Source organism: Arthrobacter sp. Ld5 (assembly GCF_051172775.1).
GTDB lineage: Bacteria > Actinomycetota > Actinomycetes > Actinomycetales > Micrococcaceae > Arthrobacter_D.
This window is the reverse complement of sequence record NZ_JBPKBO010000015.1, coordinates 1-24,883: the sequence shown is the minus strand read 5'-3', so window position 1 is coordinate 24,883 and position 24,883 is coordinate 1. Positions and strand designations below refer to the sequence as shown.

At 70.8% G+C, this 24,883-nt stretch carries 29 protein-coding genes; 14 read left to right on the top strand and 15 right to left on the bottom strand.

What is annotated here, in order from left to right:
- Positions 1–71 precede the first annotated feature (71 nt).
- Genes ACSGDB_RS06165 through ACSGDB_RS06155 form a run of 3 tightly spaced genes read left to right on the top strand, consistent with a single transcriptional unit; the run spans position 72 to position 3,071 of the window.
- Positions 72–1,352 carry a magnesium transporter MgtE N-terminal domain-containing protein gene (locus ACSGDB_RS06165; RefSeq protein ID WP_434993601.1) on the top strand — a complete coding sequence of 427 codons (1,281 nt, stop codon included), beginning with the start codon at positions 72–74 and terminating at the stop codon, positions 1,350–1,352.
- Positions 1,345–1,944, top strand: coding sequence for a DUF1003 domain-containing protein (locus ACSGDB_RS06160; protein WP_434993600.1), 600 nt, complete (start codon positions 1,345–1,347; stop codon positions 1,942–1,944). The genes ACSGDB_RS06165 and ACSGDB_RS06160 overlap by 8 nt, the downstream gene beginning before the upstream one ends.
- Positions 1,941–3,071, top strand: a complete 1,131-nt coding sequence (locus ACSGDB_RS06155; protein WP_434993599.1) for an Mrp/NBP35 family ATP-binding protein — start codon at positions 1,941–1,943, stop codon at positions 3,069–3,071. The genes ACSGDB_RS06160 and ACSGDB_RS06155 overlap by 4 nt, the downstream gene beginning before the upstream one ends.
- Before the next feature lie 28 nt (positions 3,072–3,099).
- On the opposite strand, the gene ACSGDB_RS06150 is transcribed toward ACSGDB_RS06155, so the two are convergent.
- From ACSGDB_RS06150 to sigE, 3 genes are read right to left on the bottom strand one after another with little or no spacing between them, the layout of a single operon-like run.
- The gene (locus ACSGDB_RS06150) at positions 3,100–3,492 is read right to left on the bottom strand and encodes a Sec-independent protein translocase TatB (protein WP_434993597.1); all 393 of its coding nucleotides are present in this window, start codon (positions 3,490–3,492) and stop codon (positions 3,100–3,102) included.
- A gap of 33 nt (positions 3,493–3,525) precedes the next feature.
- Positions 3,526–4,512: an anti-sigma factor family protein gene (locus tag ACSGDB_RS06145; protein ID WP_434993596.1), complete on the bottom strand. Its 987-nt coding sequence runs from the start codon at positions 4,510–4,512 to the stop codon at positions 3,526–3,528.
- A gap of 5 nt (positions 4,513–4,517) precedes the next feature.
- Complete coding sequence (gene sigE, locus ACSGDB_RS06140) at positions 4,518–5,168, bottom strand: RNA polymerase sigma factor SigE (protein ID WP_434993595.1); 651 nt, start codon at positions 5,166–5,168, stop codon at positions 4,518–4,520.
- A 270-nt stretch (positions 5,169–5,438) separates the two neighbouring features.
- Between sigE and ACSGDB_RS06135 the strand changes: the two genes are divergently transcribed.
- Positions 5,439–6,077: an O-methyltransferase gene (locus ACSGDB_RS06135; RefSeq protein WP_434993594.1), complete on the top strand. Its 639-nt coding sequence runs from the start codon at positions 5,439–5,441 to the stop codon at positions 6,075–6,077.
- Between the two features lie 11 nt (positions 6,078–6,088).
- Here ACSGDB_RS06135 and ACSGDB_RS06130 read toward each other — a convergent pair whose 3' ends face one another.
- From ACSGDB_RS06130 to ACSGDB_RS06110, 5 genes are all read right to left on the bottom strand, one after another.
- Positions 6,089–6,268, bottom strand: coding sequence for a DUF3117 domain-containing protein (locus tag ACSGDB_RS06130; protein ID WP_434993592.1), 180 nt, complete (start codon positions 6,266–6,268; stop codon positions 6,089–6,091).
- A gap of 163 nt (positions 6,269–6,431) precedes the next feature.
- Complete coding sequence (locus ACSGDB_RS06125; protein WP_434993591.1) at positions 6,432–7,655, bottom strand: hypothetical protein; 1,224 nt, start codon at positions 7,653–7,655, stop codon at positions 6,432–6,434.
- Entirely contained in the window at positions 7,652–8,299 is a 648-nt protein-coding gene (locus ACSGDB_RS06120; RefSeq protein ID WP_434993590.1) for a DNA-3-methyladenine glycosylase I, read from the bottom strand. The genes ACSGDB_RS06125 and ACSGDB_RS06120 overlap by 4 nt, the downstream gene beginning before the upstream one ends.
- A complete protein-coding gene (locus ACSGDB_RS06115; RefSeq protein WP_434993589.1) occupies positions 8,296–8,637 on the bottom strand; it encodes a DivIVA domain-containing protein in 342 nt (113 codons plus the stop codon). The genes ACSGDB_RS06120 and ACSGDB_RS06115 overlap by 4 nt, the downstream gene beginning before the upstream one ends.
- Positions 8,638–8,662: 25 nt before the next feature.
- A complete protein-coding gene (locus tag ACSGDB_RS06110; protein WP_434993588.1) occupies positions 8,663–9,556 on the bottom strand; it encodes a TIGR00730 family Rossman fold protein in 894 nt (297 codons plus the stop codon).
- A gap of 137 nt (positions 9,557–9,693) precedes the next feature.
- On the opposite strand from ACSGDB_RS06110, the gene ACSGDB_RS06105 reads away from it, so the two are divergent.
- From ACSGDB_RS06105 to ACSGDB_RS06090, 4 genes are all read left to right on the top strand, one after another.
- Complete coding sequence (locus tag ACSGDB_RS06105; RefSeq protein ID WP_434993587.1) at positions 9,694–10,470, top strand: amino acid ABC transporter ATP-binding protein; 777 nt, start codon at positions 9,694–9,696, stop codon at positions 10,468–10,470.
- 55 nt (positions 10,471–10,525) lie between these two features.
- Positions 10,526–11,368, top strand: a complete 843-nt coding sequence (locus ACSGDB_RS06100) for a glutamate ABC transporter substrate-binding protein (protein WP_434993586.1) — start codon at positions 10,526–10,528, stop codon at positions 11,366–11,368.
- A 76-nt stretch (positions 11,369–11,444) separates the two neighbouring features.
- Entirely contained in the window at positions 11,445–12,122 is a 678-nt protein-coding gene (locus tag ACSGDB_RS06095) for an amino acid ABC transporter permease (RefSeq protein ID WP_434993584.1), read from the top strand.
- On the top strand, positions 12,119–12,988 hold the full coding sequence (locus ACSGDB_RS06090; RefSeq protein ID WP_434993583.1) for an amino acid ABC transporter permease: 870 nt from the start codon (positions 12,119–12,121) through the stop codon (positions 12,986–12,988). The genes ACSGDB_RS06095 and ACSGDB_RS06090 overlap by 4 nt, the downstream gene beginning before the upstream one ends.
- A gap of 154 nt (positions 12,989–13,142) precedes the next feature.
- On the opposite strand, the gene dapE is transcribed toward ACSGDB_RS06090, so the two are convergent.
- Positions 13,143–14,234, bottom strand: coding sequence for a succinyl-diaminopimelate desuccinylase (gene dapE, locus ACSGDB_RS06085; RefSeq protein ID WP_434993582.1), 1,092 nt, complete (start codon positions 14,232–14,234; stop codon positions 13,143–13,145).
- A gap of 33 nt (positions 14,235–14,267) precedes the next feature.
- Here dapE and dapD point away from each other — a divergent pair, with 33 nt between their 5' ends.
- On the top strand, positions 14,268–15,245 hold the full coding sequence (gene dapD / locus ACSGDB_RS06080; RefSeq protein ID WP_434993581.1) for a 2,3,4,5-tetrahydropyridine-2,6-dicarboxylate N-succinyltransferase: 978 nt from the start codon (positions 14,268–14,270) through the stop codon (positions 15,243–15,245).
- Positions 15,246–15,248: 3 nt separating this feature from the next.
- Entirely contained in the window at positions 15,249–16,127 is an 879-nt protein-coding gene (locus ACSGDB_RS06075) for a hypothetical protein (protein ID WP_434993580.1), read from the top strand.
- A gap of 24 nt (positions 16,128–16,151) precedes the next feature.
- On the opposite strand, the gene ACSGDB_RS06070 is transcribed toward ACSGDB_RS06075, so the two are convergent.
- Positions 16,152–16,766, bottom strand: a complete 615-nt coding sequence (locus tag ACSGDB_RS06070) for a hypothetical protein (RefSeq protein ID WP_434993579.1) — start codon at positions 16,764–16,766, stop codon at positions 16,152–16,154.
- Positions 16,767–17,018: 252 nt separating this feature from the next.
- Between ACSGDB_RS06070 and ACSGDB_RS06065 the strand changes: the two genes are divergently transcribed.
- Both ACSGDB_RS06065 and galE read left to right on the top strand, forming a co-directional pair.
- Complete coding sequence (locus ACSGDB_RS06065) at positions 17,019–18,896, top strand: polysaccharide deacetylase family protein (RefSeq protein ID WP_434993578.1); 1,878 nt, start codon at positions 17,019–17,021, stop codon at positions 18,894–18,896.
- Positions 18,897–18,947: 51 nt separating this feature from the next.
- Positions 18,948–19,970, top strand: coding sequence for a UDP-glucose 4-epimerase GalE (gene galE, locus ACSGDB_RS06060; protein WP_434993577.1), 1,023 nt, complete (start codon positions 18,948–18,950; stop codon positions 19,968–19,970).
- A 211-nt stretch (positions 19,971–20,181) separates the two neighbouring features.
- Here the strand turns inward: galE and ACSGDB_RS06055 are convergent, their stop codons facing one another.
- The 3 genes from ACSGDB_RS06055 to fdxA all read right to left on the bottom strand — a co-directional run bounded on the left by ACSGDB_RS06055 (position 20,182) and on the right by fdxA (position 23,112).
- Positions 20,182–21,462 carry a citrate synthase gene (locus ACSGDB_RS06055; protein ID WP_434993576.1) on the bottom strand — a complete coding sequence of 427 codons (1,281 nt, stop codon included), beginning with the start codon at positions 21,460–21,462 and terminating at the stop codon, positions 20,182–20,184.
- Between the two features lie 168 nt (positions 21,463–21,630).
- Positions 21,631–22,785, bottom strand: a complete 1,155-nt coding sequence (gene dapC, locus ACSGDB_RS06050) for a succinyldiaminopimelate transaminase (RefSeq protein WP_434993575.1) — start codon at positions 22,783–22,785, stop codon at positions 21,631–21,633.
- Positions 22,786–23,112 carry a ferredoxin gene (fdxA, locus tag ACSGDB_RS06045; RefSeq protein ID WP_049829022.1) on the bottom strand — a complete coding sequence of 109 codons (327 nt, stop codon included), beginning with the start codon at positions 23,110–23,112 and terminating at the stop codon, positions 22,786–22,788.
- A gap of 145 nt (positions 23,113–23,257) precedes the next feature.
- On the opposite strand from fdxA, the gene ACSGDB_RS06040 reads away from it, so the two are divergent.
- Positions 23,258–23,494: a putative acetyltransferase gene (locus tag ACSGDB_RS06040; protein WP_434993574.1), complete on the top strand. Its 237-nt coding sequence runs from the start codon at positions 23,258–23,260 to the stop codon at positions 23,492–23,494.
- A gap of 26 nt (positions 23,495–23,520) precedes the next feature.
- Here ACSGDB_RS06040 and ACSGDB_RS06035 read toward each other — a convergent pair whose 3' ends face one another.
- Entirely contained in the window at positions 23,521–23,823 is a 303-nt protein-coding gene (locus ACSGDB_RS06035) for a hypothetical protein (protein ID WP_434993573.1), read from the bottom strand.
- A 153-nt stretch (positions 23,824–23,976) separates the two neighbouring features.
- Between ACSGDB_RS06035 and ACSGDB_RS06030 the strand changes: the two genes are divergently transcribed.
- On the top strand, positions 23,977–24,471 hold the full coding sequence (locus ACSGDB_RS06030; protein ID WP_434993572.1) for an ArsR/SmtB family transcription factor: 495 nt from the start codon (positions 23,977–23,979) through the stop codon (positions 24,469–24,471).
- A 15-nt stretch (positions 24,472–24,486) separates the two neighbouring features.
- Here the strand turns inward: ACSGDB_RS06030 and ACSGDB_RS06025 are convergent.
- A partial coding sequence (locus ACSGDB_RS06025; RefSeq protein WP_434993571.1) for a hypothetical protein occupies positions 24,487–24,883 on the bottom strand: 397 nt, incomplete at its 5' end.

Genomic DNA, 24,883 nt, shown 5'->3' with positions numbered 1-24,883 from the left:
GTCGCTGGACGCTCGTCGCTCCGGGCGTCTCCGATGCCGTCCTGCCATGCCGTGCCCGATAGCCTAGAGAGGTGACTACCAACTCGACCCGCGTCTTCGTCGCCCGCCTCCTGGGCCTCGATGTCTTCGACCCGCTCGGGGACCGCCTCGGTCGCCTGCGGGACGCCGTCGTGCTGGACCGCGGCCCCACCAAACCGCCGCAGGTCATCGGCCTCGTCGTGGAGGTCCCGGGCAAGAAGCGCGTCTTCGTGCCCATGACGCGCATCACCTCCATGGATCCGTCGCAGATCATCTGCACGGGCCTCGTCAACCTGCGCCGCTTCGAGCAGCGCGGCGCGGAGATGCTCATGGTCGCCGAGCTCTTCGACCGCCGCCTGACCCTGCGCGACGGCAGCGGGAACGCCGTCGTCGAGGACGTCGCGATGGAACGCAACCGGGCGGGCGACTGGCACGTGTCGCAACTGTTCGTGCGCCGCGACGTCGCCTCGCCCCTGCGCGGCCTGCGCCGCGGCGGGGAACGCCTCATCATCGACTGGCTCGACGCCTTCCACGGCACCACGGACGAACCGCAGGGTGCCACCCAGTTCGTCGCGCAGCACGAGGACCTCAAGGCCGCCGACTTCGCGGATGCCCTGCACGAGATGAACGACAAGCGGCGCATCGAGGTGGCCGGCGAGCTGCAGGACGACCGCCTCGCCGACGTGCTGCAGGAACTGCCCGACGACGACCAGGTCCAGATCCTGACGTCCCTGACGCGCGAGCGGGCCGCGGACGTCCTGGAGGAGATGGACCCCGACGACGCCGCGGACCTCCTCAACGAGCTCCCCGAGGCGCAGAAGGAGGAGCTGCTCCAGCTCATGGAGCCCGACGACGCCGAGGACGTGCGCCGCCTGCTCGAGTACGAGGAGGACACCGCGGGGTCCCTCATGACCACCGTGCCCGTGATCCTCCCGCCGGAGGCGACCGTCGCGGAGGCACTCGCCCATGTGCGGCGCGAGGAACTCACCCCCGCGCTGGCGTCCTCGATCTTCGTCTGCCGTCCGCCGCTCGAGACACCTACCGGCCGCTACCTGGGAGTCGTGCACATCCAGCAGCTGCTGCGCTACGCGCCGCCGGAACCGCTCGGCAACATCATCGACACCGACCTCGAGGCGATCGGCGACCAGTCGAACGTCAGCGAGGTGTCGCGTATCCTCGCGACCTACAACCTGAACTCGTTGCCCGTCGTCAACACGGAGGGCCGCCTCGTCGGCGCCGTCACGGTGGACGACGTGCTGGACCACCTGCTGCCCGACGACTGGCGGGCGCAGGACGACGCGCCCGGACGAAATGGAGGCGATCGCCGTGGCTGAGAGGATCAGGTCGACGTCGCAGGGACTGGACACGCCCCGGGTGGTCCGGAAGCGCTTCCTGCTGAGGCCACGGCCCAACCCGGACCGCTTCGGGAGTGCGACCGAGAGCTTCGCCCGCTTCATGGGCACCCCCCAGTTCCTGCTGTACATGACGGTGTTCTGCATCATCTGGCTCGTCTGGAACAGCTTCGCGCCGGAGAACGTCCGCTTCGACAGTGCGGCGCTCGGGTTCACCGCGCTCACGCTGATGCTGTCCCTGCAGGCCTCCTACGCAGCGCCCCTGCTGCTGCTCGCGCAGAACCGGCAGGACGACCGCGACCGGGTCTCCCTGCGACAGGACCGCCAGCGGGCCGAACGGAACCTCTCGGACACCGAGTACCTGACGCGGGAGATCGCCGAACTGCGGATCGCGCTGCGCGAGGTCGCCACCCGCGACTACGTGCGCTCCGAGCTCCGCTCGGTCCTCGAGGAACTGCTGGAGACGACGGACGGGCAGGAACTCACGCTGCAGAAGCGGAAGCCGCGGAAGCCGTCCGAGAACACCGTCGCGCTGCCGAAGGTCCAGGCCGCCGGGAGGAAGCAGTCCCGGTGACGCGCGACCTGCCCTCCGAGGAGTCCGTGCGTGCGGCCCTGGCCACGGTTCTCGATCCCGAACTGCGCCGCCCGATCACGGAGCTCGGCATGCTCGAGTCCGTGGAGATCGTGGAACGGACCGTGCGGATCCGTGTCCTGCTGACCATCGCCGGATGCCCGCTGCGCGAGACCATCACGCACGACGCCGAGGCGGCGCTCTCCGCCGTCGACGGCGTGGACGGCGTCTCGGTGGACCTCGGGGTCATGAACCAGGAGCAGCGCGACGCGCTGAAGGAGCAGTTGAAGGGCGCCGGCGGCCGACGCGGCATCCCCTTCAACGCGCCGGACTCGCTGACGCGGGTCTACGCCGTGGCGAGCGGCAAGGGCGGCGTGGGCAAGTCGAGCGTCACGGTGAACCTCGCCGTCGCCATGGCCGCACAGGGGCTCCGCGTGGGCATCGTGGATGCCGACGTCTACGGCTTCTCCGTCCCCGCCCTCATGGGCATCACGCAGCAGCCCACGCGGGTCGACGAACTCATCCTGCCGCCGGTCGCCCACGGCGTGAGGGTGATCTCGATCGGCATGTTCGTGGAGGGCAACCAGCCCATCTCCTGGCGCGGCCCCATGCTGCACCGCGCCCTCGAGCAGTTCCTCACGGACGTCTACTTCGGCGACCTCGACGCCCTGTTCCTCGATCTGCCCCCGGGTACCGGCGATATCGCGATCTCCGTCGCCCAGCTGCTCCCCGCCTCCGAACTGCTGGTCGTCACCACGCCGCAGAGCGCTGCCGCGGACGTCGCCGAGCGCGCGGGCGCCATGGCCGCCCAGACCGGGCAGGGCGTCGCGGGCGTCATCGAGAACATGTCCTGGCTCGAGCTCCCCGACGGCACCCGCCTCGAACTGTTCGGTGCCGGTGGTGGCAGCGCCGTCGCAGCCCGGCTGTCGACGACGCTCGGGGCCGAGGTCCCGCTGCTCGGCAGCATCCCGCTCGACGTGGCCCTCCGCGAGGGCGGCGACGCCGGCAACCCGCTCGTGCTGCAGGGCGGCGCGTCGGCGGCCGCCGCGGAACTCGAGTCCATCGCCACCGCCCTCGCCCGGCGGCCCCGCGGCCTGGCCGGCCTGAAACTTCCGGTCAGCGTCCACTGACGCCCGACGACGGCGGGGGTGGAGCGTCCTAGGTCGCCTCGCGGTCGAAGGGTGCCGGCTGCCCCGTCGGGAGCCGGGGGCCCACCGGCACGGAGAGGGCGGGTCGGGCCACGCCGGGCGGAGCGGGCGTGGGCGCGCCCCCGCTGACGGGCTTGAAGACGTCCTCGACGTCGTCGAGCAGCGCTTCCTTGATGATGCGGCGGGGGTCGTACTGGCGTGGGTCGAGCTTCCGCCAGTCCATCTCGTCGAGCTCCGGGCCCACCTCCTCGCGGAGCTGCTCTCGGGCGCCCGTCGCCATGCGGCGCAGCCCCTTCACGAGCCGGGCGAGCTGGGCGGCGTACTCCGGCAGCCGCTCCGGGCCGAGCACCATCACGGCGATCAGCGCCAGGACCACGAGCTCGAGACCGTTGATTCCCAACACGTGAAAAGACTACCTTCCCGTCCGGGACCGGACCTATCCGGCGTCGTCCTGCGGGTGGGTGATCATCGACAGGCCCCGGACGATGCGCTCCACCATCGAGTCCTCCTGCCCCCGCGGGGCGAGCGAGAGCTGGGCGTGCTCGGTGGTCACGAGCTGGCTGAGGGTCTGCGGCATGGCGGCCGGAGGGAGGTCGGAGACCACGGTGTATGTGACCGACGGCGAATCGAGCACCGCCTGCCACGGTGCTCCGGCACGGACCCAGACGTCCCGGGCCGCACCGCCGATGTGCTCGAAACCGTCCGACGTCACGGTGTTGCCGGTCGCGGCATTGAGCGGAGGCTGAACGGTCCCCGGGCCGGCGCCGCCGACCTTGCGCTGCTCGTAGACGGTCACCGTGTCGCCGTCGTTCTCGAGGACGAGTTCGAGGGTGGGCCTGCCGCCCACGGTGATGCCCTCCGCGCTCCGCAACGTGAAGCCGAGCGCCTCGAGTTCGGGGCAGAACCAGCCGCCCGCCCGCAGCGTCTCGAGCTGGTCCGCGTCGAGGTGGGTGGGCGTCCGGGGTGCGACGGAGTCCCACCCCGACCGCAGTGCTGCCGTCCCGTTCATCGCCTCCGCCGCCGAACCTGCCGCCACCGGGCGGGCCTCCGAGCCCACCACGTAGGCGGAGGCGAGGATGGCGGCGGCCACGACGGCGGAGCCGCCGGCGGCGACGACCACCGTGTGTCGTCGTCGAAGGGCCCCGTGGCGGTGGTCGTCGGGTACCGGCGCCGCGCTGGAGCCGGAAGGGAAGCCGCGTGGCGCGGGCGGGCTGTCGCGTCCGGGTGAGAGCAGCCTGCGCTGGAAGTCGGGATGCGGCTGCGGACGGCTGAGCCCCAGCAGCGCGCTCTTGAGGCTGCGGAGCCGCTCCAGGGCGACGGCGCAGGACGGGCAGCGCGCGACGTGCCGCTCCACGGCGATGCGCCGTCGATCCGACAACTCACCGTCCACGAGATCCTGGAGGAAGCGCTGGCGATGGAGCACGGCCCTCAGCCCAGGCCGGCGATCCGCGGGACACCGATCGCGGCGCCGCTCCTGCCGGCCGTGCGGGGGTCCCGGTGCGCGAGCTTCTCCCGCAGCATCGTCCGGCCCCGGTGGATGCGCGAGCGTACGGTACCGAGCTTGACGCCGAGCACCCGTGACACCTCGTCGTACGCGAGGCCCTCGAGGTCGCAGAGCACCACGGCCGCGCGGAAGTCCGGCGGCAGCTCCTCCAGGGCGGCCTGCACGTCGATGTCGAGGTTGTTGAACTCGAAGCTGCGCTCGGGGCCGGGGTGCTTGCTGGGCAGGCGGCTCTCCGCCTCCTCCGTCAGCCCGTCGAAGCGGATGCGGGTCTTGCGGCGCGCCTGGTCGAGGAAGAGGTTCGTGGTGATGCGGTGCAGCCAGCCGTCGAGGGTGCCCGGCTTGAAGTTCGCGAGCGACCGGAAGACCCTGACGAAGACCTCCTGGGTGAGGTCCTCGGCGTCGAACCTGTTCCCCGTGAGCCGGTAGGCCAGCCGGTAGACCTTGGGCGAGTAGGTCGTGACGACCTCCTCCCACGACGGCGCCACCCAGGGGTTGCCGTGCTCGTCGAGGACCGGCCCGTCCGCTGCCGGGACTGCCTCCCCGGCTGCCCGGGCCGCCTTCACACTGGACATCATGTTCCCCTCTTCGCCTCGATTTCCGACCTGATCCGCCGGTCGCCGCGAGGCTCGGACGGTGGTGTCAGGGATTCGAGACTGTGCTCGCGCCGGATGCCCCGAGAGAAAAGTCTTTCCCACGAAGCTGGGAAACGGCTGGCAGGGAGCGGTGCACGGGCCCGCCCGCACCCGCATGGAAGAGCGCCCACGCCGCACAGTAGTGTTGGGGCGGGGCCCCTGCATGCCGACGCCCTCTCCCCCGCATCTCCCGCGCTCACAGAATGGATGTCCATGGCCGCCGACAAACACAGCAGCTGGTCCTACACCGAAGGGCTCCCCGAGGAGGACGACACCCTGCTCCGGGCGCGCGACCGGTCCCACGAACTCGGGGTGAGCCCGGTGACGCCGGCCGTCGGGGCGGCACTGACCGTGCTCGCGGCCGCCTCCAAGGCGACGACGGCGGTCGAGGTCGGCGCCGGCGCGGGCGTCTCCGGCGTCTGCCTGCTGCGTGGACTGGGCCGGAACGCGGTCCTGACGACCATCGACTCCGACGTGGACCACCTCCGCGCCGCACGCGAGGCCTACGCGGAAGCAGGCATCCCCTCGAACCGCACCCGGACCATCTCCGGCCGCGCCGCGGACGTACTCCCGCGCCTCACCGACGCGGCCTACGACCTCGTCTTCATCGACGCCGACAAGCCGGGACTCCCCACCTACGTGGAGCAGGCCACGCGCCTCCTGAAGGACGGCGGCATCATGATCGTCAACGACGCGCTGGACCAGGACCGGGTAGCGGAGCCGGCCGTCCGCGAGCAGTCCACCAACACCCTGCGCCAGGTGGGCCGGATGGTCCGCGAGAACGACGCCCTCGTCTCGGCGCTCCTGCCCACCGGTAGCGGACTCCTTCTGGCGGTCAAGCAGCGCGCCTGACGGCCCTGGACCTAGCGGGCGAGCTGGTTCGTGATGTCGAGCAGGCAATCCTTCAGACGGCTGGCCTCGTCGGCGTTGAGTTCGACGACGAGGCGACCGCCGCCGTCGATGGGCACCCGCATGATGAGGCTGCGCCCCTCCTTGGTGACTTCCATCGGTCCATCGCCGGTACGCGGTTTCATGGCAGCCATGGGGGTGTCCCTTTCAACAGGGCGCGACCGCGATCAGCGGCAGCGCAACAGTAAACGGTGCTCCACCGTGGCGACCTGTACAGGGCCCCGATGTGCACGTCATCACTTTTATTATTCAGCACAAGTCCTGCACCTGCTAATTAAGGTGCGGCGTGGATCACAGTCATGGTGGATAATCCCCGTCCGGTCCGGTCGGGGTCCAGGCCCACAGCCAGTCCACCCATAGGAACTGCAGCACCACGCTCACCGGCAGGAGCACCCAGAGGAGCCGTCCCCCGCGCGGGATCGCCAGGGCGAGCGCGAGGGGGAACAGCGGCAGCAGGATGCGCCACGTGCTCGACTGCGGGTCCCAGAAGGCCGCGAGGTAGAGCAGGTACGCCGCGCACCAGGCGCCCGGAACGAGGCCGACCGCCCGGACGGACGGCGCGAGGAACACCGCGAGCGCACCGACCACGAGGCCCACGACCACCAGCGCCCCCGCCGCGGGGCCGACGACGGCGGCCGGAGCCTCGAACCAGGGCAGGAACGGAACGAGGGGCTCCCCCCGCCACGCCGTCTCCGTCTCCACGTAGGCCGTGGGCAGACCCGTCGCGGCCCAGGCGATGATCGGCCAGGCGACCGCCGCGGCGGAGGACACCACGCCGAGCAGGAACAGCGGCAGGACCGTGCTCCCCGCCTCGCGGCGGTCGCGCGGATCGCGTCCGCGGCGCGCCGTCCACAGCGCGTGGAGGAACAGGATCCCGACCGCGATCGCGAACGGCACCCCGGCCGGCCGCGCCAGGGCCATGAGCACGACGACGGGCATCGCCGCGCCGTACCGGCGGACCGAGACGAGGTACAGCGCCGAGGCCAGCAGCAGCAGGTGCAGCGACTCCGCGTACGGCACCTGCAGGACCGCCGCGACGGGCGCGAAGGACACGACGGCGACCCCCGCGAGCGCCGTCCGGTGCTCCGTGCGCAGCATGAACAGACGGTAGATGACGAGCGACGCGGCGGCGGCCGCCGCCACCGCCACCACGGGGGCGAGCACCCCCCAGCCGAGGCCGGTCGCCGCGGCCAGGGCGCGCACGAGCCCCGGATACAGGGGGTAGAACGCCCACTGGTTGTGGCCGACCGCCCCGAGTCCGTCCCGCGGCAGCTCGGACGGATAGCCCTCCGTGAAGATGCGCTCGTACCAGCCGCTGTCCCAGAAGTTGATGAACGTCCCGTACCCGGGGGCGGCGCCCGACCATGGGCTGGGGCCCTGGCGCGCCGCAGCGAGCAGGAGGATCGCGGTGGACACGAGGCGACCCGCGACGAAGACCGCCAGGACCTGCGCGACCCAGTGGACCCGCAGCCCGGGACCCGGCACTGCCCCGCCGGGTGCGGCGGTCCCCGTCCGGCTCACCTGGTGCCGTCGTCGGACGGGGCCCTCACGGTGCCGCCCGCGGTCGGCTCCGCATTCCCGGTGCCGCCCGCGGCGCCGCGCACCCAGCAGTCGCGGAGGTGGTCGTCGACGTATCCCGTGGCCTGCAGCATGGCGTACGCCGTCGTCGGGCCCACGAAGCGGAAGCCGAGACGGCGCAGGTCCCGGGCCAGCGCCGTGCTGCCGTCCGTGATCGCGGGGACGTCGGCGAGGGTGGCGGGGGCAGGGCCGGCCTCGGGACGGTGGCGGCCGAGGACCGAGCCGAGGGTGACACCCGCCGGGAGTGCGAGGAGGGCCCGGGCGTTGGCGATCGTGGCCTCGATCTTCTGCCGGTTCCGGACGATGCCGGCGTCGGCCAGAAGCCGTTCGACGTCGGCAGCGTCGAAGGCCGCCACCGCCTCCGGGACGAATCCGGCGAAGGCACGGCGGAACGCGTCCCGTTTCCGCAGGATGGTGATCCAGCTCAGGCCGGACTGGAAGGCCTCCAGACTCAGCCGTTCGAAGAGTCCGGTCTCGTCCCGAACGGGGCGGCCCCACTCGAGATCGTGGTACCGCTCGTACTCGGCACTGGAGACCGCCCAGCCGCACCGCGGGCGGCCGTCGGAACCGGGGACGGCACCGCTCACCGGGCGTCCTGCGCGGCGAGCTGCGAGCGCAGTTCACCGATGACGGCGTCCCGCTCCGCGAGGGCGGCGGCGAGCCGGTCGAGGACCTCGTCCACCTGATCCATCCGGTAGCCTCGGAGGCCGAGGCCGAACCGCACGGCGTCGACGTCCGGGGCGGAGGGGCGCTCGGGGAGGAGGACCGGGGGAAGGCTCGCCACCGGTTCGACGAGGCCCGGGCCGTCCGGCCGGGACGGGTCCGTGCCCCTGCGTCGGATCGGCGCCGGGAGCGGGCGCCCCGAGGCGAGGACGGCGGTCCCTCCCACGAGCAGGACGGCGAGGATCACCAGGAAGATAGTCACACCGCAATGGTGCCAGAATCGCCTCTCAGCGGTGTCCGGTCGAGGCGCTCGGGGCGTGCGGGTGCCCCGAGGAGGCCGCGACGATCCGCACGGCCTCCTCCGCCGTGTCGACGAGCTGCACCAGCGAGAGGTCCTTCTCCGAGATGGTGCCCTCGGCGATCAGCGTGCCCTCGATCCAGTCGAGGAGCGGGCGCCAGTAGTCGACGCCGATGAGCACGATCGGGAACGAGGTGACCTTGCGGGTCTGGACGAGAGTCATCGCCTCGAACAGTTCGTCGAGGGTGCCGAAGCCTCCCGGCAGCACGATGAACCCGTTGGCGTACTTGACGAACATGGTCTTCCGCGCGAAGAAGTACCGGAAGTTGATGCCGAGGTCCACCCATTCGTTCATGCCCTGCTCGAAGGGCAGCTCGATGCCGAGGCCCACGGAGACGCCGCCCGCCTGGGAAGCTCCCTTGTTCGCAGCCTCCATGGCGCCCGGGCCTCCCCCGGTGATGACGGCGTACCCGGCCGCCACGAGGCGCCGGCCCACCTCCTCGCCGATCGCGTAGAAGGACGAATCCTGCGGTGTGCGAGCCGATCCGAAGACGCTGATGGCCGGGCCCAGGTCGGCCAGCGTGCCGAACCCCTCGACGAATTCGCTCTGGATGCGCAGCACGCGCCACGGGTCGGTGCGGGTGAAACCCCCGCCCGGGCCGGAGTCCAGCAGCATGCTGTCGGACTGCGGGGCCCCCGCCTGGCCGCGCCGCAGCTCCACCGGGCCCTTGTGCCGCGCCGCCCTGACCGCCGGCGCCCCGTTCGCGCGGGCTGTGCCGTTCGTGGCCCGTCCCCCTGCGCCGTCGGGCGATGCCTGCGCGGCGGCGGCCGCGGGGGAAGGTTCGGTGTGGTCACCGGCCGGGGACTGCTGGGAGGAGGACATTGTCCTAGGCTAACCACAACACGGGTCATCGGTACCGGTCGCAGCACACCAGCGGCCTCCGGTTGCACTTAAATCACAATTGACTGCATTCCCTCCCCCTGTATGGCTGGGGAGGAATAGTTCGCTACATTTCTCCCATGACAAGTGAACAGCAACCGACTACGCCCGCGTCCTCGGGAAGCCCCCTCGTCTCGCTCAGGAACGTGAACAAGCACTTCGGGGACCTCCACGTCCTGCGCGACATCAACCTCGAGGTCGGACGCGGCGAGGTCGTGGTGGTCATCGGTCCGTCCGGCTCCGGGAAGTCGACGCTGTGCCGCGCCATCAACCGGCTGGAGACGATCGACGACGGCGAGATCGCCATCGACGGCAAGGTCCTCCCCGCGGAGGGCAAGGCCCTCGCGAAGCTGCGCGCCGACGTCGGCATGGTGTTCCAGTCCTTCAACCTCTTCGCCCACAAGTCGATCCTCCAGAACGTGACCCTCGGCCCGATGAAGGTCCGGGGCATGAAGGGCGGCGAGGCCAAGGAACTCGCGATGTCCCTGCTGACGCGCGTCGGCGTCGACAACCAGGCGCAGAAGCTGCCCGCCCAGCTGTCCGGCGGACAGCAGCAGCGCGTCGCGATCGCCCGAGCCCTCGCCATGAAGCCCAAGGTGATGCTGTTCGACGAACCCACCTCGGCGCTCGACCCGGAGATGATCAACGAGGTCCTCGACGCGATGGTCGCGCTCGCCCGGGAGGGGATGACCATGATCGTCGTGACGCACGAGATGGGCTTCGCCCGCCGTGCGGCCGACCGCGTGATCTTCATGGCCGACGGCCAGATCATGGAGGAGGCCACACCCGAGGAGTTCTTCACGAATCCCCAGAGCGATCGCGCCAAGGAGTTCCTCGGCAAGATCCTCTCGCACTGACCCCCGCATCAGCAGAACCCACGAGGCCGTCCAGGCCGCGACGCAAGGAGAACCAATGCGAAAGACCCGATATGCAGCAGCCGCGGTGGCTGCCGTGGCAGCACTCACCCTGTCCGCCTGTGGCGGCGGCGACAGCGCCGAGAGCGAGGGCGGCGGCGAGACCGGCGGCGCCGAGAGCCTCCGGATCGGCATCAAGTTCGACCAGCCCGGCCTCGGCTACGACGAGGGTGGCTCCTACTCCGGCTTCGACGTCGACGTCGCGAAGTACGTGGCGGGCGAGCTCGGGGTGTCCGAGGAGAACATCGAGTTCGTCGAGGCGCCGTCCGCGAACCGCGAGAACCTGCTGTCCAACAACCAGGTGGACATGATCTTCGCGACCTACTCGATCACCGACACCCGCAAGGAGACCGTGGACTTCGCGGGACCCTACTTCATCGCCGGCCAGGACCTCCTCGTCCCGACGGACAGCGACATCACGGGCCCCGAGGACCTCGAGGGCAAGAACCTCTGCTCGGTCACGGGCTCGACGTCCGCCGAGAAGATCAAGGAGCAGTACCCCGGCGTGCAGCTCGTCGAGCAGCCCGGCTACGCCGAGTGCGTCACGGCGATGGGCGGCGGCCAGATCGATGCCGTCACCACCGACGACATCATCCTCGCGGGCCTCGCCGCGCAGGAATCCAACGCCGGCAAGTTCAAGGTCGTCGGCAACACCTTCTCCGAGGAGAAGTACGGGGTCGGCCTGCCCAAGGGCAGCGACCGGTGCGAGGACATCAACGCGGCCATCACCAAGATGATCGAGGACGGTGCCTGGGAAGAGGCGATCACCAGCAACACGGAGGGTGCCGACTACACCTTCAACGCGGAGCTGAACCCGCCCACGCCGGAGCCCTGCGCCTAGCATTGCTCCCCCTCGGCGGGGTGGTCCCCCGGACCGCCCCGCCGATGCCATGTCCCCACCAGGAAAGAGGTGAACCGTGGAGGACTACCTGTCGCTGTTCGAGACCTATGACGTGCTCGCCGCGTTCTGGGTCAACATCCAACTGTCGTTCTGGGCCGCCATCTGGGCGCTCGGCATCGGCACGGTGCTGGCCCTGTTCCGCATCTCCCCCATCCCGAGCCTGCAGTGGTTCGGTGCGGCGTACGTGAACATCTTCCGCAACACGCCGCTGACCATCATCCTGGCCTTCGGCTTCCTCGGGTTGTTCTCCGTCCTCCAGGTCAGCCTCGCGGCCGACCTGAACACCAGCCTGTTCAGGATCGCCATCGTGGGCCTGGCCGTCTACCACGCGGCCTTCGTGTGCGAGGCCATCCGCAGCGGCGTCAACACCGTTCCGCTCGGACAGGCGGAGGCGGCACGCGCGATCGGCCTGAGCTTCCTGCCGGCGGCGCGCCTCATCATCCTCCCCCAGGCCTTCCGCGGCGCCATCGCCCCCCTCGGGAATGTGCTGATCGCGCTGATCAAGAACTCCACGGTCGCCGCAGCGGGCTCGGTGGCCGCCGAGGCCTCGGGCCTCATGAAGACCATGATCGAGTTCCGCTCGGACCTCGTGATCCCGATCTTCTTCACCTTCGCCCTCGGGTTCGTGGTCCTGGTCATCCCGATCGGGCTGCTGACCACCTGGGCCTCACGGAAACTGGCGGTGGCACGATGAGCGCCCAGCAGGTCCTCTTCGACGCGCCGGGCCCCCGTGCCCGCCGGAACATCATGATCGGCAACATCATCGGTGTGCTGATCGCCCTCGGCATCATCGCCTGGATCGTCATGGCGCTGGCCGAGAAGGGACAGCTCGAGGCGAGCAAGTGGACGCCCTTCCTCGAGGCGCGGACCTGGGAGTTCTTCATCCTCCCCGGGCTCGCCAACACGCTGAAGGCGGCGGCGATCGCCATCGTCACCTCGGTGCTCTTCGGCCTGATCTTCGGCATCGGCCGGCTCTCGCACCTGACGCCGGTCCGATGGATCGCCGGCGTCGTCGTCGAGTTCTTCCGCGCCGTGCCCGTGCTGCTCATGATGATCTTCTTCTGGCTGGCCCTCGGCAGCTCGGGCGCCGTGCAGCCCCAGGACGCCCCGCTCATCGCGGTGGTCACCGCCCTGACGCTCTACAACGGCTCCGTGATCGCCGAGCTGGTCCGGTCCGGCGTCCAGGGACTGCCCAAGGGCCAGCGCGAGGCGGGCATGGCGATCGGCCTGACCGCCGGCCAGTCGCTGCGCAGCGTCGAGGTCCCGCAGGCCCTCATCGCCATGCTGCCGGCCCTGATCAGCCAGTTCGTGGTGATCCTCAAGGACTCGGCGCTGGGCTTCATCATCACCTATCCCGAGCTGCTGCAGTACATGCGCCGGCTCGGTGTCGGCGAGGGCAACGTCATCCCGTCGCTGATGGTCGCAGCCGCGATCTTCATCGTCATCAACTTCGCGCTGTCCTCCCTCGCGACACGGCTCTCCGTCCTGCTGAGCTTCAGGACCAAGGGACGCCGGCCCGCCGTGGTCGGCGCGGTCGCGATGGACCCGGCCTCCACCTGACCGGGGACCCCGCAGGACGACGAAGGACCCGGCGCAGTCCACACGCGCCGGGTCCTTCGTCGTCCGGGAACACACGATCCGCCGCGGCTGCCCCGGGGTGGCCGGCCGGGCGAGGCGGGGCAAGGCCGGGCAATGCCGGGCAATGCCGATCGGGTCAGGACAGCCAGGTCGTCAGCGCGCCGAGACACGCACGGATGGCCTCCGCGTGCACGTGCTCGTCGTCGGTGTGTGCGAGGAGCGCGTCCCCGGGACCGAAGTTGACGGCCGGCACTCCGAGGGCACTGAACCGTGCGACGTCGGTCCAGCCGTACTTCGGTTTCGGCTCCGCGCCGACGGCCGCGACGAAGGCGGCCGCCGCCGGGTGCTGCAGGCCCGGTCGCGCCCCGGCGGCCACATCCGTCCGCTCGACCTCGAATCCCTCGAGCAGCGCCCGGACGTACGCCTCGGCCTCCGCCGGCGTCTTGTCGGGGGCGAAGCGGTAGTTCACCTCAATCACCGCGCTGTCCGGGATGACGTTGCCCGCGGTGCCCCCGCTGATCATGACCGCGTTGAGGCTCTCCCGGTAGTCGAGACCGTCCACGTGGACCGTGGCCGGGATGTGGTCCCGGAGCCGGACGAGGATCTCGGCGGCGCCGTGGATCGCGTTGACGCCCCGCCAGGCACGCGCCGAGTGCGCGGCCTTCCCCGCGACCCGGACCTCGAAGCGCGCGGTGCCGTTGCAGCCGCCCTCCACGGTGCCGTCCGTCGGTTCCAGGAGCACCGCGAAGTCCGCCGCCAGCCAGTCCGGGTGCGACGCCGCCACCCGGCCGAGTCCGCTGAGGGAGGCCTCGACCTCCTCGTGGTCGTAGAAGATGAACGTGATGTCGCGCGTGGGCTCGGTGAGGGCCGCCGCGAGCGCGAGCTGGACGGCGACACCGCCCTTCATGTCGGTGGCACCCCGCCCGTACAGGACGTCGCCGTCCCACACGGACGGCACGGTCCCGCGCGAACCGGGGACCGTCGGGAGGGGCACGGTGTCGAGGTGGCCGGCGAGGATCACCCGCTCCGACCGCCCGAGTCCGGTCCGCGCCATGACGCAGTCGCCGTCCCGCACCACCTCCAGGTGGTCCAGGCGCCGCAGGGCCTGCTCGACGGCGTCCGCGATGCCCGCCTCGTTGCCGGAGACGCTCTCGAGGTCGAGGAGTCGCGCTGTCAGCTGGGCCACGTCGGAGTGCAGGTCGAGCACCGTGGAGGGGGTGGGAATCATGCTGCAACACTATCGCTCGGTAGACTTGCGACCATGACTCCTCCTGCGCCCAGCTCATCCATGTCCGCTCCCGGGCGTCCGGCCGGCGGCCTCGGCCTCGCCACCGTCGCCTCCGACGGGACCGTCCTGGACACCTGGTACCCCGCCCCCTGGGTCGGTGAGCCGGCCGACGGCGGTGCCGCGACGGCCGGGCTGCGGGACACGCTGGAGGCCCTCGCGGAGTCGGGCGTGGACAACGCCCGGCACGTGACCCAGCGGGTCGTGGACCTCGTCGTGGACCTCGACGCCGCCCCGACCGGGACCGAGGACGCCTACCTGAGGCTCCACCTCCTGTCCCACCGCCTCGTCCAGCCGAACACCATCTCCCTCGACGGCATCTTCGGCCTGCTGGCGACCGTGGTGTGGACCAACTACGGGCCGGCCCCCGTGGACGGTTTCGAGACGGTCCGCGCCGCGCTGCGCGCCCGCGGACCCGTGGCCGTCCACGGTGTCGACAAGTTCCCGCGCATGGTCGACTACGTGGTCCCGTCCGGCGTCCGGATCGCCGATGCCGACCGCGTCCGGCTCGGCGCCCACCTGGCCGACGGCACCACCGTGATGCACGAGGGCTTCGTGAACTTCAACGCCGGCACGCTCGGCCAGTCCATGGTGGAGGGGCGCATCTCGGCGGGCGTCGTCGTCGGGAACGGCTCCGACATCGGCGGCGGGGCCTCGATCATGGGCACGCTCTCCGGCGGCGGGAAGGAACGCATCACCATCGGCGAGCGGTGCCTGCTGGGTGCCGAGTCCGGCGTCGGGATCTCCCTCGGCGACGACTGCGTCGTCGAGGCCGGGCTCTACCTCACCGCGGGCACCAAGGTGACGCTGCAGGACGGGTCGCTGGTCAAGGCCACGACGCTCTCCGGGGAGGCCGGCATCCTCTTCCTCCGCAACTCCGCCACGGGAGCCGTCGAGGCCCGCCCCCGGACCGGCGAGGGCATCGCCCTCAATCCGGCCCTGCACGCGAACTAGCGCATGTCACCGCGGCCCCCGTCGGCCGCCGTCCGGCGTCGACGGCGGCAGCTTCGCACCGGCGCCATGCTCGCCGCGCTCGCCGTCGTCGTCGTCGGCGGCACCGCAGCCGCCGTCCGCCAGCTCGGTGAGAGCGAGGTGCTGATCCGGGAGCGGTGCAGCGCGACGGTCGGCCCGGACACGTTCGAGCTCACCCCGGAGCAGGCGGGCAACGCGGCCCTCATCGCGGGCGTCGCGGTGAACCGTGGGCTGCCTGCCCGGGCCGCATCCATCGCCATCGCGACGGCGATCCAGGAGTCCCGCCTGGAGAACATCGACTACGGGGACGACGCCGGGCCGGACTCCCGTGGCCTGTTCCAGCAGCGCCCCTCGCAGGGCTGGGGAACCCAGGAGCAGGTCATGACGCCCCTCTACGCCGCAGGGGCGTTCTACGACGCCCTGGTGAAGATCCCGGGCTACGAGACGCTGCCGATCACCGAGGCCGCCCAGACGGTCCAGCGCTCCGCCTACCCCACGGCCTACGCGGACCACGAGCCGGAGGGCCGGGCGTTCGCCTCCGCGCTGACCGGCTACTCCCCCGCAGCCCTGGACTGCACCCTCCGCGACCCGTCCGCGGCCGGCGACCCACTCGCCGTCTCGACCGCGGCCGAGGAGGTCTTCGGTCCGCTGGGCGGCACGGTGGACGGAACCCGCCTCACGGTCGACGCAGCGGACACCAGGGGCTGGGCCGTCGCGCAGTGGGCTGTCGCGAACGCGTCCGCCCTGCAGATCACCTCGGTGGCGTTCTCCGGCCTCGCATGGGACCGGGCGGACGGCGGCTGGTCGTCGACGACGACGGAGCCCGGAACGGTCACCATCACCGTCGCCGGGGCGACACCCTGAATCCCTGCGCGCGGCGCCCCCTGCTCAGGCGAGCACCCGGATGATCGGCTCGACGTAGCTGCGGACGGAGCCCTCGTCGTCGAACAGGTCCTGGCAGATCAGGAGCGTGTCGGGTTCCACCCACCAGGCGCGCCGTCCGGCGAGGGGCAGCTCGATGACCTCGAGCGTGAAGGGGCGGGCCGGGCGGCCCAGCTCGAGTTCTCGTTCCTGGAGGATCCGACCGAGCAAGCGATCCATGCTGTCCGCACCCCGGGCTCCCACGCGGAGGGCGTACTCGGCGCACCGCTCCTCCGCCCACGCCATCGCGGTGCCGAAGTGCGCCCGCAGGAGGGCTTTCATCGCCGCCATGCCGTCGAGTGCCTCGAAGTGCGGCGGCAGCGGGAGGACCGCGTCCCCGACGCGGTGCGCCAGCAGGGTGTGCCACCACGCCTCCCACTCGACGCGCAGCGTCGCCCGTCCCCCCACCGCGCGGGTCAACTGCCGTGTCGCGACCCTGCGCACCGCAGGAAAGAGGGGCGGGAGCGCCGGCAGACCCGTGCCCTGCAGCCCCGCGCAGTCCCTGAGGTACAGGGCCACGAGCAGCACCTCCGAGGTGTCCACCGTGAAGTGCGCGCTGTGGCCGGATGCGGCGTGCGACATGGGCCTCCTTCGGAGCCGGTCGGGTTCAGTCCTACAATAATCCCCGGATCCCGACGGCTCCAGAGGCACCGGAGCAAGTGACTGCGCCGAAAGAATGCGTAGTCCCCCGTGGTCCGGCCGAGGCGAAACCGTCATAGAGTGGCCGTCTCACGCCCCGCAGCTCCGCTCGCGCCGATGGGCGGGTTACCCCGATTGCTCTCCCCCGGTGGGGCGTGAGACCTGGAGCCCCCAGTCCGGAAAGAGCACGATGTCATGACGCCATCCAGCGAATCCAGCGCACCTCTCCGCAGCCGCGCACCCCGAAGGTCCTGGGCCGGCCGGGCCGCCGCTGCCCTGCTGGCGCTCGGCCTGGCGGTCACAGGCGTAGGGATCGTATCGGCCCCGGTGGCGCAGGCGGCCAGCCCCACCGTCGTCAGTCTGACCTTCGACGACGGCACGGCGGATCAACTCGCGGCGGCGCAGATCATGAAGAACCACGGTTTGAAGGGAACGTTCTACGTGAACTCGGGGACCATCGACACGGCGGGCTTCCTGTCGCAATCCGATCTGCGGGCACTGGCCGCCGCCGGCCATGAGATCGGTGGCCACACCGTGACCCATCCCGATCTGGTGGCCCTGCCGTCCGACGAGGCGACCCGCCAGATCTGCAACGACCGCGTCAACCTCACCGCCTGGGGGTTCCGCGTCACGAGCTTCGCGTACCCGTTCGCGTCCAGCACCCCCTCGGTCGAGACGATCGCGAGGAACTGCGGGTACAACAGCGCGCGCGGTCTCGGGGACATCCAGACCCGGTTCAGCTGCGCCGGATGCCCCCTGGCCGAGCGGATTCCCCCAAGGAACCCGTGGAACACCGCCGCCCCGGATCAGGTCGAGAACACGTGGACGCTCGCGGACCTGCAGAACACCGTCACCCGGGCCGAATCCGTGGGCGGATGGGTCCAACTCACCTTCCACCGCTTCGCGAACCCCGCAACCGATCCGCTGGCCGTCACACCGGCGCTGTTCGACCAGTTCGCCGCATGGCTGAGGACCAGGCCCGCCACCACGACCGTCAAGACCGTCGGTCAGGTGATCGGCGGAACGGTCAAGCCCGCCGTCGCCGGACCAGCCGTCCCTCCTCCGCCCGCCGGAGGGAATCTCGTGAAGAACCCGGGTCTCGAGACCCTCGCCAACGGAGTCCCACAGTGCTGGAACCAGGCGGGTTACGGGACCAACACTCCCGCCTTCTCGCTCGTCGCCGGCCGCACGGGCGCCCGGGCTCAACAGTTGGTGGTGAGCGGCTACGTCGACGGCGATGCGAAGCTGCTTCCCGCCCTGGACCTCGGCGGCTGTTCGCCGTCGGCCACGGCTGGACGCACCTACAACCTCGGTGCCTGGTACAAGTCCACTGCGCCGACCCAGTTCTCGCTCTACTACCGCACCGGTATCGGATCATGGAAGTACTGGACCTCCAGCCCCTGGTTTGCGGCGTCCGGCACGTTCCAGAAAGCCACCTGGACGACGCCGCCCCTGCCTGAAGGTGCCACTGGGATCAGCTTCGGCCTCAACCTGTTCAGCAACGGCACCCTGACCACGGACGATTACGAGATGTTCGACGTCGCCGGCGTGCCCACCACACCGCCTCCTGCGGCCGGGACGAACCTCGTCCAGAACCCCAGCCTGGAGACGGCAGGTTCGGGAGCGTTCCCCCAGTGCTGGCAGGCCGCCGGCTTCGGTACCAACACCCCGGCGTTCAGTATCGTCACCGCCGCGCGCACGGGTACCAGGGCCGAGAAGCTCACGATCACGAACCATGTCAGCGGGGACGCGAAGTTGCTGCCCCTGCTGGATACCGGGGTCTGCGCCCCGAAGGCCATCCCCGGCCGCACCTATTCGGTACGCGCCTGGTACACCTCCACCGCGGTCACCCAGCTTGCCCTGTACTACCGCAACTCCGCGGGCAGCTGGGTGTACTGGACCTCCGGTCCCTGGCTCACCCCGTCCGGCACCTACACCCAGGCGAGTCTCACCACACCGCCCCTGCCCGCCGGCGCCACCGCGATCAGCTTCGGGATGAGCCTCTTCAGCAACGGGACCGTCACCACGGACGACTACGCGATGTACGAAACCGTCGGGGCACCACCGCTCTAGGTGAACCGAGCCGCCACCGTCCAGCCGCGGGGATGCACCTAGGATGGGAGCGTGAAAATTCTCGTTACCGGTGGCAGCGGCTACATCGGCTCGCACACCGTCCTGACCCTGCTCGATCACGGCCACGACGTCGTCGTCGTCGACAACCTGCTGAACTCCACGGAGACCTCGCTCGAACGTGTCGCGGCCCTCGCGGGCCGGACGCCGACCTTCCACCGGGCCGACCTCCTCGACGAGCCCCGGCTGCGCGCCATCTTCGCCGAGGAGAAGGTCGACGCCGTCATCCACTTCGCGGGACTGAAGGCCGTCGGCGAGTCCGTGGAGAAGCCGCTCTACTACTACTCCAACAACGTCGGCGGCACCCTGAACCTGCTGCGCGTCATGGACGACGCCGACGTGCGCACCCTCGTCTTCAGTTCGTCCGCGACCGTCTACGGCGCCTCCGAGGAGGTGCCGCTGACCGAGAAGCTCCCACTGGACGCCGTGAACCCCTACGGGCGCACGAAGGAGCAGATCGAGGACATCCTGATGGATCTCGGCGCCTCGGATCCCCGCTGGAGCATCGCGCTGCTGCGCTACTTCAACCCCGTGGGCGCGCACTCCTCGGGCACCATCGGGGAGGACCCCACGGGCGTCCCGAACAACCTCCTGCCGTTCGTCGCGCAGGTGGCCGTGGGACGCCGGGAGAAGGTCCGTGTGTTCGGCAACGACTACCCCACGCCCGACGGCACCGGGGTGCGTGACTACATCCACGTGGTGGATCTGGCCGAGGGTCACCTCGCCGCCCTGGACTACCTCGTCACCCACGGCGGCGTCCACACCTGGAACCTCGGGACGGGCAACGGATCCTCCGTGCTCGAGGTCCTCGGGGCGTTCTCGGCGGCGGTCGGACGGGAGATCCCCTACGAGTTCGCCCCCCGTCGGCCGGGCGACGCCGCGGTCAGCTACGCCGACCCGTCGTCGGCCCTCGCCGACCTCGGCTGGTCCGCGACCCGCACCCTGGCCGAGATGTGCGAGGACCACTGGCGCTGGCAGAAGAACAACCCGCAGGGCTACGCGAGCACCGGCGCCTGATCGGCGGACCGGGCAGGGCCCCCGGTTCCCGGGGCGCGCACCCGGCTCCCCGGGGCGTACACCCGGCGCGGCGGCCCAGACCCGTGGGGGCGTTCCCCCGGGTCTGGGCGCCCGCCGCGGCGGTCCGCCCCGGGGGACGACGACGGCCCCGCACGACGACGGCGGCCGCCCACCTCCTGGAGGTGGACGGCCGCCGTCGTGGTGCGGACGATCAGTTCGCGGGGTAGTGGCGCTCGCCCTCGCCCGTGTACAGCTGGCGCGGACGGCCGATCTTCGTCTGCGGATCCTGCATCATCTCGCGCCACTGGGCGATCCAGCCCGGGAGACGGCCGATCGCGAAGAGGACGGTGAACATCTTCTCCGGGAAGCCCATGGCCTTGTAGATGAGGCCCGTGTAGAAGTCCACGTTCGGGTACAGCTTCCGCTCGATGAAGTAGTCGTCGGCGAGGGCCTTCTCCTCGAGCCGCATCGCGATGTCGAGGAGTTCGTCGTTGCCGCCGAGCTTGTTGAGGATGTCGTGGGCCGTGGCCTTGACGATCTTCGCGCGGGGGTCGTAGTTCTTGTAGACGCGGTGCCCGAAGCCCATGAGCTTCACGCCGTCTTCCTTGCGCTTGACCTTCTCCATGAAGTCCTCGGGCTGCATGCCCTGGGCCTTGATGTCGCGCAACATGTTCAGCACCGCCTCGTTGGCCCCGCCGTGCAGCGGGCCGAAGAGCGCGTTGATCCCGGCGGAGACGGAGGCGAACATGTTCGCGTTGGAGCTGCCCACGAGGCGGACGGTCGACGTCGAGCAGTTCTGCTCGTGATCGGCGTGCAGGATGAGCAGGAGGTCCAGCGCCTTGACCATCATGGGGTCGAGGTCGTACGGCTCGGCGGGCAGGCCGAAGGAGAGCCGCAGGAAGTTCTCCACCAGGTTCATGGAGTTGTCCGGGTACAGCATGGGCTGGCCGATGGACTTCTTGTGGGCGTAGGCCGCGATGACGGGCAGCTTCGCCATGAGGCGGAACGTCGACAGTTCCACCTGCTCGTCGTCGAAGGGATCGAGCGAGTCCTGGTAGAACGTGGACAGCGCCGAGACGGCCGAGGACAGCACGGGCATCGGGTGGGCGTCCCGCGGGAAGCCGCCGAAGAACCCCTTCAGCTCCTCGTGCAGGAGCGTGTGCCGGCGGATGCGGCCGTCGAAGGCGGTCAGTTCCTCGGGCGTCGGCAGGTTCCCGTAGATGAGGAGGTAGGAGACCTCCAGGAAGCTGGAGTGCTTCGCGAGTTCCTCGATCGGGTACCCGCGGTATCGCAGGATGCCCGCGTCGCCGTCGATGTAGGTGATCGCCGAGGTGGTGGCGGCGGTGTTCATGAAGCCGGGGTCGAAGGTGACCTGGCCCGTCTGCTTCAGCAGCTTCGACACGTCGTAGCCGTGGTTGCCCTCGGCTGCGCGTACCAGCGGCAGGCTGAGTTCTCCGCCACCGTACTGCAGGGAGGCATTCTGCTCGGTCATTGATTCTCCTTCAGGAGCGAAAGCGCGGTCATCGCCACATTCCATCGCCTCGCACGAGGGCGTAGTCACCCCGGGCTCAGCACATTCACGCCAAACGCTACCGTCAGCGAGGCCCCGATCACTAATCCTGCTGCCGTACGGCACCCGACGGAAGGACCGGCGCGGCGGTCAGCGCGAGGCGTCCGCGAGTCGCGCCACCGCCGCCCGGATCCGCTCGTCGCCCGCTGTGAGCGCCACCCTGATGAAGCCCTCCCCGGCGTCGCCGTAGAACGTGCCCGGGCCGGCGAGGATCCCCAGCCCGGCGAGGCGATCGATGGTGTCCCAGGTCGGCCGGCCGTTCGAGGCCCACAGGTACAGGCCGGCCGCCGAGCCGCTGATCGTGAAGCCCGCCGCCTCGAGGGCCGGCACGAGCAGGGCACGACGTCGACGGTACAGGTCCTTCTGCGCGGCCACGTGGGCGTCGTCCCCCAGGGCCACCCGCATGGCCTCCTGCACCGGATACGGCACGATCATGCCGGCGTGCTTCCGGGAATTGACGAGGTTCGCGACGATCGCCGGATCGCCGGCCGTGAAGGCCGCCCGGTAGCCGGCGAGGTTGGACTGCTTGCTCAGCGAGTAGACGGCCAGCAGGTTCTCGTGGGAGCCACCGCACACGCGCGGGTCGAGCACGCTGGGCACGGGCTCCCCGCCCTCCGCCGGATCCCAACGGCCCCAGCCCAGCTCGCCGTAGCATTCGTCCGACGCCACCACCGCGCCGAGCGACCGCGCGTCGTCGACGACGGACTTCAGCGCCCCGACGTCGAGCACCTCGCCCGTCGGATTGCCGGGAGAGTTGATCCAGACCAGGCGGACCCGGGCCCGTACGTCCTCGGGAAGCTCCGCGAGGGAGTCCGCGGCGACGGGCGTCGCTCCCGCCAGCCGCGCGCCGACGTCGTACGTGGGGTAGGCGACGGAGGGCCGGACGACGACGTCGCCCTCGCCCAGTCCCAGCAACAGGGGGAGCCACGCGACGAGCTCCTTGGAGCCGATGGTCGGCAGGATGTCCGCGGCATCGAGCCCTGCCACTCCCCTGCGCCGCGCGAACCAGTCGCTGATCGCTTCCCGCAGCGCGGCGGTGCCGTGGGTTGTCGGGTAGCCGTGCGCGTCGGCCGCCGCGGCGAGGGCCGTCCGGATGAGCTCCGGCGTCGGATCCACGGGAGTACCGATCGACAGGTCCACCAGGCCCCCGGGATGGCGGGAGGCGGTCTTCCGGTAGGGCACCAGCGCGTCCCACGGGTAGTCGGGCAGGTGCAGGCCGAACGGCTTCGGCTCGCCGGCCGCCACCTACGCGGGCTGGTTCTGGGGCGGCAGGGCCGCGATGATGGGGTGGTCGAAGCCCGTGTTGCCGACCTTCGCCGCGCCGCCGGGCGAGCCGAGGTCGTCGAAGAACTCGACGTTGGCCTTGTAGTACTCGGCCCACTGCTCCGGGGTGTCGTCCTCGTAGTAGATGGCCTCGACCGGGCACACGGGTTCGCAGGCACCGCAGTCCACGCACTCATCGGGGTGGATGTAGAGCGACCGCTCGCCCTCATAGATGCAGTCGACAGGGCACTCCTCGATACAGGCCTTGTCCTTGACATCCACGCATGGCTGCGCGATTACGTAGGTCACTTCCCACGCCTTTCCTGGTGACTGGTGTCGGGCTGACGTACCCGTGGTGCGGACTCCAGCTTAACGCAACGGCCCGCCTGGCAGGACCAGGGCCCCGCCGGCCGTGCGGGCGCCGCAGCGCCCGCCCGGGGCCTACCCTTGAGGCGTGCAGACACCCGCGGACCTCCTCGCCTCGCTCCCCCTCGCCACGAGGGTCGTCGTCCGACGACGGCTGGACACGGGGTTCACGGATTCCCTCGGTGAACTCGTCGCCGTCGACGCGACCACCTGCACGGTGCGCACCCGCAGGGGCGACGACGTCGTGCTCCTCGCCGATGTCACCGCCGCCCGGCCCGTGCCGCCGCCTCCCCCACGCCGCGCGCCCCGCCGCACGGTGCCGTGAGGAAAGCCTGTGTCCCGGTGGTCGCGTCAGTCCGCGTGGTCGCGGGCGGCCGGGCGGGGCGCCGCCGAGGCGAGGGCTTCGGCGTGGCGCATCACCAGCGCCGCCCCCACGAGGGCGGCCGAGAACGGGAGGAGCACCGAGGGGACGATCGACACCAGCACCGTCACGAGCGTCGATCCCGCCGACTCACCCTCGACGGTCATCGTGCCGACGTTGGCGATGATCAGCGGACTCAGCAGCAGGATCGCCACCGCGGCCGCCCCGAGGACGATCCCCCATCGCAGTGCGACCTCCCACGTCCTGACCCCGGCCACGCTGTCCCCCGCCATACCGTCCCCCTCGGTGTTGTGATGATCACTCCGACCACCTAAGCACCGATCGGCGGCGATGACAATGACCGGCGGCGCGGGACGCCCCGGGCCTGCCCGCCCCAGTGATTGGGACCTGCCAACCCGACCGCCGGTCTCCCGTACAATCGGCGCATGGACTCAGACGAGGATCTCCAGGCCCGGGGCCGCGCGCTCAGCTCTCCCGTCCGGCTCCGCATCCTGAGGCTGTGCCTGCACAAGCCCCGGACCAACAAGGAGATCGCGGAGGCCCTGGGCCTCAACCCGGCCACGACGCTGCACCACGTCCGGACCCTGCTCACCACCGGATTCCTCGCCGCCGAGGAGGCCCGCACCGGGAACCGCGGCGCGAAGGAGATCCCGTACCGTGCGACCGGGCTGTCGTGGAACACACGTGTCCCGAACGCGGCGCCCGTCCTCGTCGAGACGTTCCTGCAGGAGATCGAGGGCCTGGAGCCCTCCGAGATCGACGTCTGGCGCGTCGGGGTCCGGCTCAACGACGAACACCGTGCCGAGATGATGGGGCGCATCCGGTCGGTCATCGAGGACTACGCGCACCGCGCACCCGACGGGGACGGCACGGCGACGTCCATCATGCTGGCGCATCACCTCGACCGCACCGCCGACTGACACCGGCGCGGGGTCCTACGGGCTGCGCCGCAGCACCACGGCGCACTGCACCACCGCGGCGAGGGTCACGCCGAGCACGCCGAAGAGCCAGAGGTTCCCGGCGAGGGCCGTCCCGGGCGCAGCCGTCGACGATCCGGTGAGGATGAGCGTCTTCTCCGACCTCGAGAGCATCGCCACGACCCCGTAGGCGATCGCGCCCGCCACCGCGGTCATCATCACGTTCCGCGCCCAGAGACCGCACAGCAGGAACAGGCTGCCCGCGAGGAGCAGCGCGGCCAGCGCACCGGCGGGCAGGGCCACCCCGCCCAGGAAGAGCAGGTGCCCGTGCAGCGCCGTTCCCACGAGCCCCGCGACGATCCCGGCCGCGACCGCTCCCACGACCGCGGCGGGGCGGCCGGGGCCGGGGCGGCCG